The sequence below is a fragment of the Rhizobium ruizarguesonis genome (assembly GCF_017357285.1).
Taxonomy (GTDB): domain Bacteria; phylum Pseudomonadota; class Alphaproteobacteria; order Rhizobiales; family Rhizobiaceae; genus Rhizobium; species Rhizobium ruizarguesonis.
Map to the genome: position 1 here is coordinate 165648 of NZ_CP071681.1, position 13437 is coordinate 179084.

At 60.6% G+C, this 13437-nt stretch carries 10 protein-coding genes; 6 read left to right on the top strand and 4 right to left on the bottom strand.

The features are described from left to right. The first annotated feature begins 18 nt into the window (after nt 1–18). Both J3P73_RS31955 and J3P73_RS31960 read left to right on the top strand, forming a co-directional pair. On the top strand, nt 19–1962 hold the full coding sequence (locus J3P73_RS31955) for a glycoside hydrolase family 127 protein (protein WP_207580203.1): 1944 nt from the start codon (nt 19–21) through the stop codon (nt 1960–1962). 9 nt (nt 1963–1971) lie between these two features. Continuing rightward, the gene (locus J3P73_RS31960; protein WP_207580204.1) at nt 1972–3072 is read left to right on the top strand and encodes an ABC transporter ATP-binding protein; all 1101 of its coding nucleotides are present in this window, start codon (nt 1972–1974) and stop codon (nt 3070–3072) included. A gap of 50 nt (nt 3073–3122) precedes the next feature. Here J3P73_RS31960 and J3P73_RS31965 read toward each other — a convergent pair whose 3' ends face one another. Continuing rightward, complete coding sequence (locus tag J3P73_RS31965; protein ID WP_018483059.1) at nt 3123–4034, bottom strand: dihydrodipicolinate synthase family protein; 912 nt, start codon at nt 4032–4034, stop codon at nt 3123–3125. Between the two features lie 150 nt (nt 4035–4184). On the opposite strand from J3P73_RS31965, the gene J3P73_RS31970 reads away from it, so the two are divergent. Beyond that, nucleotides 4185–4889, top strand: a complete 705-nt coding sequence (locus J3P73_RS31970) for a GntR family transcriptional regulator (protein WP_130714178.1) — start codon at nt 4185–4187, stop codon at nt 4887–4889. A 29-nt stretch (nt 4890–4918) separates the two neighbouring features. Here the strand turns inward: J3P73_RS31970 and J3P73_RS31975 are convergent, their stop codons facing one another. After that, nucleotides 4919–6217 carry an alpha/beta fold hydrolase gene (locus J3P73_RS31975; protein ID WP_207580205.1) on the bottom strand — a complete coding sequence of 433 codons (1299 nt, stop codon included), beginning with the start codon at nt 6215–6217 and terminating at the stop codon, nt 4919–4921. Between the two features lie 121 nt (nt 6218–6338). Between J3P73_RS31975 and J3P73_RS31980 the strand changes: the two genes are divergently transcribed. Further along, nucleotides 6339–7481, top strand: a complete 1143-nt coding sequence (locus tag J3P73_RS31980; protein WP_207580206.1) for a M24 family metallopeptidase — start codon at nt 6339–6341, stop codon at nt 7479–7481. Nucleotides 7482–7952: 471 nt separating this feature from the next. Then, nucleotides 7953–8693 (top strand): cation diffusion facilitator family transporter, encoded by a 741-nt coding sequence (locus J3P73_RS31985; protein WP_130657577.1) that lies wholly within the window; start codon nt 7953–7955, stop codon nt 8691–8693. Between the two features lie 105 nt (nt 8694–8798). Here J3P73_RS31985 and J3P73_RS31990 read toward each other — a convergent pair whose 3' ends face one another. Beyond that, the gene (locus J3P73_RS31990; protein ID WP_392713497.1) at nt 8799–10157 is read right to left on the bottom strand and encodes an alpha-L-fucosidase; all 1359 of its coding nucleotides are present in this window, start codon (nt 10155–10157) and stop codon (nt 8799–8801) included. 70 nt (nt 10158–10227) lie between these two features. Then, nucleotides 10228–11235, bottom strand: a complete 1008-nt coding sequence (locus tag J3P73_RS31995) for a LacI family DNA-binding transcriptional regulator (RefSeq protein ID WP_207580208.1) — start codon at nt 11233–11235, stop codon at nt 10228–10230. Nucleotides 11236–11427: 192 nt separating this feature from the next. On the opposite strand from J3P73_RS31995, the gene J3P73_RS32000 reads away from it, so the two are divergent. After that, the gene (locus tag J3P73_RS32000) at nt 11428–13353 is read left to right on the top strand and encodes an ABC transporter substrate-binding protein (protein WP_024322557.1); all 1926 of its coding nucleotides are present in this window, start codon (nt 11428–11430) and stop codon (nt 13351–13353) included. Nucleotides 13354–13437 lie beyond the last annotated feature (84 nt).

Consider the following 13437-nt stretch of genomic DNA (forward strand, 5'->3'; position numbering starts at 1 on the left):
TCCCGCTCAGGAGTCCTCATGACCAGCTCACCTCGTTTCCAACCGGCACGCGCTGCGGGACGGCAGCGATACAGGCCTGCCGACCATTCCGGTGTCGTATTCGATGGCGGTTTCTGGCAGAGCTGGACGGAGACGGTCCGCAACGTCACCATCCCGACGCAGCACAAGCGGCTGGAAGAGGAGGGCTTCCTCGAGGTGCTCGATTTTGACAAGCCGGCCGCGCCGCTGGTGCGCCCGATCCAGCCGAGCGGACTGTCGATGCAGCATTTCTTCGATTCCGATTTCGGCAAATGGATCGAGGCCGCAAGTTATACGCTGAAGGCTTACCCGAATGCTGCGCTCGAAACGAAGATCGACGCCATCGTCGAGAAGCTCGAAAAAGGGCAGATGGCGGATGGCTACCTCAACAGCTGGTTCATTCGCCGCGAGCCGGACAGGCGCTGGACCAATCTGCGCGACCTGCACGAGATGTATTCGATGGGCCACCTGCTGGAAGGGGCCGTCGCCTATTACGAGGCGACGGGAAAGCGCCGTTTCCTCGATGTGATGATCCGCGCAGTCGACCATATCATCGCCACCTTCGGTGCGGAGCCCGGAAAGCTCAGGGGTTACGATGCCCATGAGGAAATCGAGCTGGCGCTGGTCAAGCTCTACCGTGTGACGCGAGATCCGCGGCATCTGAGGCTTGCGACCTATTTCGTCGACGAACGTGGCCGGATGCCCTCATATTACGATGAGGAGGCTCGCAAGCGCGGCGAGAGCCCCGATGATTACGTCTACAAGACATATGCCTATAGCCAGGCCCATATGCCGGTGCGCGACCAGCACCAGGTCGTCGGACATGCGGTTCGCGCCATGTACCTGTTTTCTGCGATGGCGGATCTCTCCCGTGAGAACGACGATCCGACATTGAAGGAGGCCTGCGACCGGCTTTTCGACAATCTGGTCAGCCGCCAGCTCTACGTGACCGGCGGCCTTGGCCCATCGGCATCCAATGAAGGGTTCACCCGGGAATTCGACCTGCCGAACGAGACGGCCTATGCCGAGACATGCGCAGCCGTCGCGCTCGGCTTCTGGAGCCATCGCATGGCGCAGGTCGATCTCGACGGCAAGTTCACCGACAGGCTGGAAACGGTGCTCTACAACGGCGCGCTGTCCGGCATCTCGCGCGACGGCGAACATTATTTCTATGAGAACGTCCTTGAAAGCCACGGTCAGCACCGCCGGTGGAAATGGCATTACTGCCCCTGCTGCCCGACCAACATTGCCCGTTTCATCACGTCGCTCGGCCAATATTTCTATTCCACGGGTGAGCATGAGCTGGCCGTCCATCTCTACGGCACCAATTCCGCCGAGCTGACAGTCGGCGACAGCTTCGTGCGCCTGATCCAGGAGACGCAATATCCCTGGGATGGCGACATCAGCCTGCGGTTCGCCGTCGAGAGGCCAAGCCGGTTTCAGCTTCGTCTTCGTATCCCCGGATGGTGCAGGCAGGCGCAGATCTCGGTCAACGGCGTTGCCGTCGATCTCGATCAATGCGTGACGAAGGGTTATGCGGCAATATCAAGGGAATGGCGCAATGGTGACGAGGTCCGCATCGGCTTCTCCATGCCGGTCGAGCGCATCTACGCGCATCCTGCCGTCTCCGAAGACAGCGGACGCGTCGCGCTGCGGCGCGGGCCTGTCGTCTATTGCATCGAGGAGACGGACCTCGGCGGCGAGCCGCAGCGGCTTCGCTTGCCGGCATCTGAGGAAATTTCTGCCCGTTACGATGCCGCGCTTCTCGGCGGAGCGACTGTCCTCGAAGGCACCGCGCTCGAAGCCGATATAGCCGATTGGCAGAATGCACTCTATCGCACCGCGCCTCCCTCGCTGAAGGAGCGGCCCTTCACGGCGATCCCCTATCACCTCTGGGCCAATCGCGAGCCCGGAGCGATGGCGATCTGGTTGCAGGAGGTCTAGGAGAAAACCATGGCACGGCTGGAACTGAAGAGCATCGTCAAATCCTATGGCATCTACGAGGCCGTGCGCGGCATCAGCCTTGACATCGAAGACAATGAATTCGTCGTTTTCGTGGGGCCGTCGGGATGCGGAAAATCGACGACATTGCGTATGATTGCGGGTCTCGAACACATTACCGGCGGTGAGATCGTCATCGGCGACCAGGTCGTCAACCGGCTCGGCCCGGGCAAACGCGATATCGCCATGGTCTTTCAGAACTACGCGCTCTATCCGCACATGACGGTGCGGGAGAATATTTCGTTCTGCCTGGAGCAGCAGAAGCTTGCCAAGAGCGAGATCGACGCGCGTATCATCAGGGCGGCGGAAACCCTGCATATCAGCGAGCTGCTCGGCCGGCGCCCGGGCCAGCTTTCGGGCGGCCAGCGCCAGCGTGTCGCGATGGGACGCGCGATCGTGCGAAATCCGAAAGTCTTTCTCTTCGACGAGCCGTTGTCCAACCTCGATGCCAAGCTTCGCGTGCAGATGCGCACGGAGATCAAGCGGCTGCATCAGCTGTTGCCGACGACGACCGTCTACGTCACGCACGACCAGGTCGAGGCGATGACCATGGCGGATCGTGTCGTGGTGATGAATGGCGGCATCATCGAACAGGCGGGGCCGCCGCAGGCGCTCTATCATCGCCCCGTCAGCCAGTTCGTCGCCGGTTTCATCGGCTCGCCGTCGATGAATTTCCTGTCCGCGACGCTGCTATCAGGAGAGAAGGATCTCGTCGTCAAGCTGACTGACGGCAGCGAGCTTGCCGTGCCGGAAGCGCGCGCCGGCGACTATGCCAGCCATACCGGCAAATCAGTCGTCTTCGGCATCAGGCCGGAATCGATCACCGAGCGCCAGGCCCGTCCTGGTTATGCCGACATCGAAGCGAAGATCGATCTTGTGGAACCACTCGGGCCGGAGACCATGGTCTATTTCGGCATCGGCGAGGCAAGTCTTTGCGCCTGCATCGATCCCGAGAGCGGGCCCAGGCCGATGTCGACGATGCCGCTCTCGCTCAACATGAACCAGATGCATCTGTTCGATCCGGAGACCGGCCGGTCGCTGGCGCTTGCCTGAACCGCAAACACGCAAAAGGCCGGCAACCGCGGGGTCGCCGGCCTCGTTGATCAGGCAGCCTGGCGGATCTTCGAAGGACGCGTGGCAGCGGCCTTCTCGACCATGGCGGTGACTTCGGCGCGGCGGGCGCCCGAAAGCGGCAGGCGCGGCAGGCGAACGCGCTCGGAGCCGCGGCCCATGATCTGCTCGGCGAGCTTGATCGACTGGACGAGGTCGTGTTCGGCATCGAGGTGCAGAAGCGGCATGAACCAGCGATAGATCTTGCGGGCCTCTTCCCAGTCGCCGCGTTCGGCGGCGGCAACGAGCTGCACGGATTCCTCCGGGAAGGCGCTGGTCAAGCCCGAGACCCAGCCCTTGGCACCGAGCATCAGGCCTTCAAGCGCGACGTCGTCGAGACCGGCGAAGATATCGAAACGATCACCGAATTCATTGATGAGATCGGTGAAGCGGCGCGGATCCGGCGCACTTTCCTTGACCGCCTTGATGTTCGGCACGTCGGCAAGCACCTTCAGCACATCGGCGCCGATATTGACGCGGTAGGCCGGCGGGTTGTTGTACAGCATGATCGGCAGCGAGGTCGCTTCGGCGACGGTGCGGAAATGTGCGATCAGTTCTTCGGGCTTCGGCACATAAACCATGGCCGGCAGCAGCATCAGGCCGTCGGCGCCGAGCTTTTCGGCGTCGCGAGCATAGGCGACGGCACGGCGCGTGTCGAATTCGGAGACGCCGGTGACGACGGGGACGCGGCCGTTGACGACCTCGACGGCGGCCTTCAGGATCGTGCGCTTCTCCTCGGGGTCCAGCGAATTGTTCTCGCCACATGTGCCCATGACGATCAGTCCGTTGACGCCATCGTTTACAAGCGCGTCCTGGACGCGCTGGGTCGAGGGCAGATCAACGGAAAGATCATCGTTGAACTGTGTCGTTACGGCGGGAAATACGCCCTTCCATCCTGTGGTCATTGATCGAGCCTCGTTGAAACTGGTTGCCTTATATACAAACTGTCGACAAGATTCAATGATGTGAGCTTACAAATTTGAGGCCCTCGACGGCCGACATTGCGAGAATCGGCCGAAACGAAATACAAGGCTCTAACGAAAGAGGGCGGACGGATGCGGAACGATGCGGAAAATGTGCGGGTGCGCGGCTCTGGCACGCAGAGCGTCTATGTGACACTCAGGCAGGAAATCCTGTCGATGGCGCTGGAACCCGGCAGTCCACTCGACGAGGTGCGGCTGTCGGAGCGTTTCCGGATGTCGCGGACTCCCATTCGCGAGGCGCTGTTGCGGCTCGCCGCCGACGGGCTCGTCACGACGCTGCCGAACAGGAACACGATCGTCGCGACGATCGATTTCGCAAGCCTGCCCACCTATTTCGAAGCGCTGACGCTGATGTACCGGGTGACGACCCGCGGCGCCGCACAACGGCGAAACGGTGAGATCATGAAGACCGTCCGCCGGCACCAGAAGGACTTCGCCGACGCGGTTGCCGCGCGCGACGCCTATGCGATGATCGAAGCGAACCGCGAATTTCACGTCGCGATCGCCGAACTTGCCGGCAATCCCTATTACACGGCCTTCTTCGCCAGGCTGCTCGACGAGGGCCGCCGCATCCTGCGCCTTTACTACTCGACATTCGACGACCGTCTGCCGCGCCAGTATGTCGACGAACACGAGGAGATCATCGCCGCGATCGAGACCGGCGACGTCGAGCGGGCCGACCAATTGGCGATCGCCCACGCCGGACAGATCGTCCGCCAGATCCAGGAATATATCGCCCGCGACCTCGACCGGCCGGTGGCGATCAGCATGTCCTGATGCGACGAGAGCAATGAACCGTTCGGGCCTCAGGAGGCGAGGGGGCCGCCTTGTTCCCTGACCAAGGTCATCAGCCTGCGCAGGACAGCCGCCGACTGGCGAACGCCGTCATGCTCGAATTCGTTGGTCACCCATGCCTGCAGGTTGGCGACGTGGCGCGCCGTTTCGAGCGAAAGCCCGGCATCGACATACATGTCGTCATGATAGATAACGGCGGCGACCGGCACCTCGTTTGCCGCGAGACGTGCCGGAGCATAGAGCGGCTCGTAGCGTTCATATGCGGCTAGCGCCTCGACACCTGCCCTAAAGGGCCGCAGCGAGCGGATCTCCTCGAACATCCAGGGATACATCATCTCCCCCGTCAACAGCAGCGGCCGCCGGTCGCCGGCAAAGGCCGGATGCTCGGCGCGGATGCGTTCGGCCGCCCAGGCAGTCGGCGTCCCGGCCTGGCCATAGATGCTTTCCTGCAGAACGGCGAAGAGCGGATTGTCGTCATAGGAGGTCAGCGACATCACCGAAGCGAGGAAGCGATCGGAGAGACGGTCTTCATTGGGACCGGAGAAGGCCTCGTCGACCAGCCAATGGATGTTCTCGTAACCCGGCGCCATGCCGAAATCGATGCCGATGGTCTGAAAGCGGCGAACGGAGAGGCGATCGCCATCGTGCAGCCGCACCTCGTTGGCCTCGATATAGTCGGCGATCCGTCCGATGCGCTCGGCATCCCCGGGGTAGCGGCGGTAATAGGCGGCGTTCTTTTCGGCAACGCGCGGGTAGGTGCGCCGATAGACATCATCGGCCGTCGCCCTAAGGCCGGCAAGGCCGCCGGTGACATAACAGGCGGAAAGTCCCTCCGGCGCCTTGGAGAGATAGGTGAGCGTCAGGAAGCCGCCATAGCTCTGGCCAAGCGTCTGCCAGCGCCCGCCGCCGAAGACGACCTTCCTCAGATATTCGCAATCGGCAACGATGCTGTCGGCGCGAAAGAGGCTGAGATAGTCGGCTGCGGCCCTGCCGTCGGCAAAATGCTCCATCGTCGCACTTTCGATCCGGCTGCTGCGCCCGGTACCGCGCTGGTCGATCAGGATAACGCGGTGCGTCTTGAGAGCTTCGGCAAGCCATGGCGGCCCGCCATTGCTCGGCCGCGGCGATTTTCCGCCAGGACCGCCTTGGAGGAAAGCCAGCAACGGCAGTGTTTCGCGACGGCGGGCGGGATCGCATACTTCGCGTGCGAAAACCCGGATCGTCTCCCCCTCCGGCTTCGACCAATCCAGGGGAACGTCGACCATATGATCGCGTATCAGCATGCCCGGTATGGTGTATTCGACCGCCATCGCCATTTCCTCATTTTCATGTCGACATATTGCCTACAGCGGCATTAGTGTCGATTCAAGATCCCCGTTGCAAGGCGCGGCCTTCATCGATCTGAAAGCGCAGAAAAAGCAGGAATACAACATGTCATGGCAGCATACGGTACCCCGCATAACCGAGGACGAACGGCAGAACCGCCTCGCCAGGCTTCGCAAAATGATCGAAGCCGAAGGATTGGCTGGCGTGCTTCTTGGGCCGACCGAAAGCCTGCATTACTTCACGGGGCTGGTCTGGCATCCGAGCGAGAGGTTCCTCGGCGCGCTCGTCACGCCCGCGACCATTTCCTACATCGTTCCGGGGTTCGAGCGCAGCCGCGTCGAAACGCTGCCGCATCTGCCGGGGGAAATCCTGGTCTGGAAAGAGGAGGAGAGCAGCGCCGCTCTCATCGCCCGCCTTGTTGCCCAGGGCGGCAGACTTGCCCTCGACGATGGTTTGCCGCTTTTCTTCTATCATGCATTGGCAGCGGAGATGGGCGCGGCGAGGCTTGCCGATGGCGGGCGGCTGATCCGCGACCTGCGTTGCATCAAATCGGCCGCGGAGATTGCCCTCATCCAGTATGCGATGAACCTGACGCTTGACGTCCACAGGCAAGCGCATGGGCTTTTGAAGCCGGGCATCAAATCGTCCGAGGTGGTCAATTTCATCGACCGGCAGCATCGCCAGGCCGGCGCCGATGCCGGCTCGACATTCTGCATCGTCTCCTTCGGCGCGGCGACCTCGCTTCCGCATGGCGCCGACGGCGATCAGGTCCTTGGTCGTGACGACGTCATTCTCATCGATACCGGCTGCCGGATCGACGGTTATCATTCCGATATCACCAGGACCTATATGCTGGAGGGCGGCGAAAGCGCGTTCGAACGGGCCTGGTGGATCGAGCGCGAGGCGCAACAGGCCGTCTTCGACGCGGCCCGGATCGGCGCCACCTGCTCGAGCCTCGACGATGCGGCCCGCAAGGTGCTTGCCAAACACTCCCTCGGCCCCAACTATCGCCTGCCAGGTTTGCCGCATCGCGCCGGTCATGGCCTCGGGCTCGAGATCCATGAGGAACCCTACATCGTTCGCGGCAACGATACGCCGCTTGCCGCCGGCATGTGTTTTTCCAACGAACCGATGATCGTCTTCCCCGGGAAATTCGGGATCCGGCTGGAAGACCATATGTACATGACCGCCGAGGGACCATGCTGGCTGACCAATCCGGCGGCGGGACCGACCGAGCCATTCTCCTGAGCAGGCCCCATCTCCTGTCCGCTCAGGCAGCGCCGGTTTTCAAGTGGCTGTCAGGCTGGGCAAAAATACCTCGCATAACAGCGCAGCAGGTGCCTTCTACTGGTCTGGAGAACCGCAATTGCCGGTAGACATGGCAAGGCGAAGTCAAGGCCCCCGGCAAAGCAAACAGCCGCTGTCCATCATCCCAATTGCGGCGACGAAGCGCTTGCCATAGGTCCCTGTCCTATCCGCCGCGATCTCGACCGACCGCTAGCGATCAGCCTATCCTGAAGCGACCGAATTCAACAGGCGGAGGCTACCCCAGCCTGAACGTGGGCGATATGACGGTTGGTTTTCGCGCCATGGGACATATCGACCGGATCGCGGTTGTCTGCAATTCGATCCATCAAGTATTTCGTCGCAAACGTTACTTGCTTTCTGGCGTCGTACAAGGTTGACTGTGGTTAAACCTATAGTCTCGAGGATAGGATGATGGACTTGTTCAGAAAGGATGAGGATGACTCGGTTCGATTTCAGAAAATGACACTGAATGGCAGATATAGAAATATGGCGGCGATGCTTTCGATAGTTGTGGTTGTCTTTTCTGTATTCTTGATATCGCTTGGCGCTTTAATTGAATTTTTTCAACCTGAGTTTTTTCCAAACGTCATTCTCGATGACGTCCCTTTGCGCTACGTCGCCTGGTTCATGATTACCTTCGGGATAATTATCGCTATCATCAACGTAATTTTGGCGGCAAGACGGGAGATCGAGCAGGAGACGGTTGAAAGCATGCTTCCATCGGACGCCGTCGAGATCAAAATGCAGACTTTGCGCGATCTTCGAACGCATCGAAATGGCTATGCGCGCTCCTCCAAGTTCAATCAATATCTCTGGAATTTTCTCACATTGGGGATCATCGTTTTGAGCGGTCTCTCCTCGTTGTTTTCGGCCTATGGCCCGGTTGTCCCCCAATGGCTGCCAATGGCGACCTCCGCACTCGTGGCGCTCTTCGCCACGATAATGGTTCAATTTCGCGTCAGGGATGTCTGGCAATTGAGAGAGCAGGGAAGGATTGAAGCGGAGATACTCGTCGCCGATGCTCATCTCATCGACATAACTGACAACCTTGCTACGCTCAAACAGGCAGCCGTCATTAGAAAGCGCGCCCATGCACTCGAGATGAAGCAACTCAACCAGCTCTTCGTGGAAACCACCGAAGCCAATCCGTAAGTCACTGTCGGCATCTGGCGGGACCGACCGAGCCGCTCTTCTGAGCGGGCTCATGCCTCACCCGCTCAGGCAATCTATCTCACCTGCGCGATCATCCGCCGCCCTCTAATCCTGAATGGCCGGGGCGCTTCCTGCCTTGAGCTTAACTTCGATGACAGGGACCACGATCTGAGGTCGGCGCACCGGCAGGACGAATGTCAATTGATCCTCGCCGACGGGGAACTGGGTGTTTGCCCACAAGGTATTGGCGGACGGGCGCAGCCAGGTGACTTCGCTGCCATCATGCAGGAATTGCGCATATTCGACTTGCCCCGCCAACGCATCGAAATGCAGATGGCGATAGGGCCAGTTGAAGAGATGGATGTAGAGACGATCGCCATTCTGGGTTAGGCGGCAATCGGCCGGAGCGGCGAAGTCGGACTGGGTGCAGCCGACGATGCTGCGCTCGTGCAGCGCCATCCACTCCTCATAAGCGGCAAGGGCTGCAATCGCGCGATGGTCGAGCGTGCCGCGCGCCGTCGGCCCGACATTCATCAGCAGATTACCACCCATGGCAACGGTGCCGACCAGCATCTGCACAAGTTGTTCCGTGCTTTTCCAGGTGTCCTCGTCGCGGTGATAGCCCCAGGAACCGCTGAGCGTGTGGCACGCTTCCCAGACGACACGCCTGCCATCGCGGAGCGGCCGGGCGCGCGGCATATATTGCTCCGGCGTGACGATGTCAGGCTGCAGGCCGGCGAGATCGAGCCGATTGTTGATGATGATGTCGGGGGCGAGTTCGCGCACCAGACGCACGAGTTTCTCGCTTTCCCAATCCTGATGGCCCTTTCCGACCAGTTCCCCGAGCTTCCATTGCGGATAGCTGAAATCGAACCACATGATGTCGATCTGGCCGAAGTCCGTCAGGAGTTCGCGGACCTGCTCGCGCATGAAGGCGGCATAGCGGTGCATGTCCCGGCCTTCGTTGATTTTCAGCGCATCGGGGTGATTGCGCTGCGGGTGGCGCGGATCGACGGTGAAGTCGGGATGATGCCAGTCGATCAGCGAATAGTAGAATCCGATCCTCAGTCCCTCTGCGCGGAAGGCGTCGACGAATGGACCGAGCAGATCTCGTCCATAAGGCGTGTTGGTCACCTTGAAGTCGGTCGCCTTGGTGTCCCAGAGGCAGAAGCCTTCATGGTGCTTGGTCGTCAGCACGACATATTTCATGCCCGCAGCTTTCGCGCGTCTGGCCCATTCACTGGGGTCGTAGAGATCGGGATCGAAATGGTCGAAATATTTCTGGTAGTCGGCGTCGTTCAGTTCTTCGCGGCTCTTGACCCATTCATGGCGTGCCGGCAGCGCATAAAGCCCCCAGTGCACGAACATGCCGAAGCGGTCGTGGACGAACCAGGCCTTCTTCTCCTCAGGCAGGGCCAGTGACTGCAGATTGTTGCTATCCATCGGATATTCCTCCTGTTCCAAACTTTAAGCGTTGGAGCATGATGTCGTCCCGAAAACCGCTCACACTTTTCGGCATCATGCTCCGGGGCGTTCAGGTTGTTTCGCGGACGATGAGCTCGGGCACGATGACGATGCCGTGCTGGCGGTTTCTGGTGGCGATGCGGCTGAGCAGCAGACGCACGGCTTCCTCCCCCATTTCCCGTTTTTGCACCCGCAAGGTGGTGAGCGCCGGAGACAGCAGTTCGGCAGTCGGAATGTCGTCGAAACCGATCAGGGCGATTTGCCCGGGGATCGAAACGCCGGCGGCCCGGCAGGCCTTCATGGCGCCGATCGCATTGAGGTCGTTGTAGCAGACAAGGGCATCGATGCCGGGCGTCTCCGCCAGCAGTTGCGCGGCCGCCGTTTGCCCGCCTGCGGCGGTCGGATCGCAATAAACCATGCCTTGCGCCTTGAGCCCGTGGGCCGACAGCGTCTTGCGAAAGCCGACAAGACGGCTCTTGCCGCCAAACGAACTGCGCGGCCCGGCAATGATCGCTATCCTGCGGCGCCCGCGCTCGACCAGATGGTCGATGGCACGCGACGCTCCCGTCTCGTAGTCGGTGACAATCGTCCCGGCGACCTCGTTGGGCGCCTCGCGGTTGATGAGCACCACGGCGCGGTGGGGCGCCAGCGCCTTGTGCAGGGCGGCGTCGGGCAGCCGCGGGCTGCAGACGATGATCCCGTCGACCCGATGCCGCAGCAGCGTTTCGATGAGTTCTTCCTCCCGCTTGCTGTTTTCGACGACATTCGACAGAAGCAGATTGTAGCCGGCAGCACTTGCGGCATCCTCGGCTCCCCTGATGACTTCGGGAAAGAACGGATTGGTGATGTCGGGAACGAGAAGGCCGATGGCCTTCGATCGATCGGACCGCAATCCGCGCGCAAAGGGATTGGGCCGGTAATTGAGTTCGCTCGCCGCTAAAATAATCCGTTGACTGGTCTCCGCACTGGCTCCGCCCCGATCGTTGAGCACGCGCGATACCGTCATCGGTGACACCCCTGCGGCGCGGGCGACATCGGCGATGGTTATTTTGGATTCTGGCTCTTTGGGGCGGCTCAACTGGATTGTCTCTTTAGAAGGTGCAGGTAGTCACGATAACGATAACTAACATAATTTCCAGGAAAGCCAAGGATGATCGGGCCAGTGTAAAGCGTTGAGAATCTCTTTGACAGGATTTAACGGTAACGATAACGTTAGAGAAAGAGGAGAATACGTTAACGATAACCTAGAGCGGAATATTGGGAGGAAGGAATGCAACACGTCAGAATCTTAAGACGGCAGGTTGTCTCGACCGTTGCCGCGGCGATCCTCATGGGTGCCGGCTGGGCCGGTGCCGCATTCGGCTTTGAGGAGTCGCCGGAATTAAAGGCGCTGGTCGATGCCGGCAAGCTGCCGCCGGTCGAAAAGCGCTTGCCCAAGGAGCCGCTGGTGCTCACACCACTTGAATCGGTCGGTACCTATGGCGGTACCTGGCGCACGGCCACCTTTGGCGGTGGCGACAGCGAGATCGAGCGTTCGATCGGCTATACGAGACTGGTCCGCTGGAATCCGGAATGGACCGAGGTAATCCCCGATCTCGCCAAGAGCGTCGAGGTCAATGACAATGCCACCGAATATACGTTCACCTTGCGGGAAGGCACGCGCTGGTCGGACGGCGAGCCCTTTACCGCAGACGATCTTGTGTGGTGGAACGAGAACGTGCTGCGCAACACCAAGATCACGCCTGCAGCACCCGACTGGCTGACCGCGGGCGGGGAGACCGTCAAGGTCGAAAAGCTCGCCGACGACAAGGTCGTCTTCAAGTTTGCCGCGCCGAACGGTCTGTTCCTGATGAACATGGCCACTGTGCGCGGCTCCGATATTCTGGCGGCCGCACCGGCGCACTACCTCAAGCAATTCCACAAGGATTTCAATCCCGACGGCGTCGACGCCCTGGTGAAGGCAGCCGGTGCAACCGACTGGGTGCAGCTCTTCAACAACAAGATCGGCTTTCCCGGCCGTTGGCGCGATCTCGGCCGTCCAACGCTCGATGCCTGGGTGTTGACCGCGCCCTATAACGGCACCACCCAGGTCGTCGCCGAGCGCAATCCATACTATGCCAAGGTGGATACCGCAGGAAACCAGCTGCCTTACTTCGATCGTATCACCATCGATGTGATGCAGGACACCCAGGCAATCATCCTGAAGGCGATCAGCGGCGAAATCGACATGCAGAACCGCTTCATCGAGACGACGGACGCCCGTACGGTGATCGTGCAGAACCAGGAGAAAGGCGGCTACGGCCTGTTCATCGCCCGGCCGGCGTGGTCGAACGCCCTGCTGATCACCCTCAACCAGACCCACAAGAATCCGGCCTTGCGCGCTGTCTTTTCCAACAAGGATTTCCGCATCGGCCTCAGCTACGCCATCAACCGCGAAGAGCTCAACCAGCTGATCTATGCCGGACAGGCCAAGCCTTATCAGGCAGCGCCGCGTGAAGGCACCGCGCTCTACGACGAGAAGATGGCGACGCAGTATCTGGAATATAATGTCGATCTCGCCAATCAGTATCTCGACAAGGCCGGCCTTACCAAACATGACGCCGAAGGCTACCGCCTCGGTCAGGACGGCAAGCGGATCACCTTTGCGATCGACGCCTTGACCGGAAGCCCGATCCAGGTGGACGCCCTCGAGATGATCCAGCGCTACTGGCGGGCCGTCGGCATCGACATGCAGCCCCGCCCGGCCGAACGTTCGCTGATCTTCTCCCGCCTGCAGAACAATGAGAATGACGGCCTTGGATGGGTTGGCGGCGGTGGCTACGACTTCCTCGGCCTGCTCGATCCCAAATGGTATTTCCCGCACGAATATGAATCGAGCTTCGCGACGGCCTGGGGCCTCTATTACCAGAATCCTAAAGATCCGAACGCTGAAGAACCGAGCCCCGCGGCCAAGAAGCAGATGGATCTCTACCGGCAGGTGCAGGAAGCGCCGACGCTCGAAAAGCAGTTGGCGGCGATGAAGGAGCTGCTGGCGATCACCCGTGACGAATTCTACGTCATCGGCACCAACCTGGAGCCGGACCGCGTCGGCATCGTCAAGACCAATATGCGCAATGTCCCGAAGGTCATTCCGAGCACATCGTTCTACATGACACCGGGACCGGCCAAACCGGAGACCTTCTACTACCAGCAGTAACGGCACGCGACCGACAGGGATGGCGTCGACGGGCGCCACCCCATCAACACCAGCCCAGTCCCAATCATCCGATCGGCGATCGCC

Bases quoted from the DNA above. Each gene is read 5' to 3' on its own strand.
- J3P73_RS31975 (WP_207580205.1), bottom strand. From the start codon at position 6,217: ATGGCGGTCGAATACACCATACCGGGCATGCTGATACGCGATCATATG.
- J3P73_RS31970 (WP_130714178.1), top strand. From the start codon at position 4,185: ATGCGGAACGATGCGGAAAATGTGCGGGTGCGCGGCTCTGGCACGCAG.
- J3P73_RS31965 (WP_018483059.1), bottom strand. From the start codon at position 4,034: ATGACCACAGGATGGAAGGGCGTATTTCCCGCCGTAACGACACAGTTC.
- J3P73_RS31960 (WP_207580204.1), top strand. From the start codon at position 1,972: ATGGCACGGCTGGAACTGAAGAGCATCGTCAAATCCTATGGCATCTAC.
- J3P73_RS32000 (WP_024322557.1), top strand. From the start codon at position 11,428: ATGCAACACGTCAGAATCTTAAGACGGCAGGTTGTCTCGACCGTTGCC.
- J3P73_RS31955 (WP_207580203.1), top strand. From the start codon at position 19: ATGACCAGCTCACCTCGTTTCCAACCGGCACGCGCTGCGGGACGGCAG.
- J3P73_RS31980 (WP_207580206.1), top strand. From the start codon at position 6,339: ATGTCATGGCAGCATACGGTACCCCGCATAACCGAGGACGAACGGCAG.
- J3P73_RS31985 (WP_130657577.1), top strand. From the start codon at position 7,953: ATGGACTTGTTCAGAAAGGATGAGGATGACTCGGTTCGATTTCAGAAA.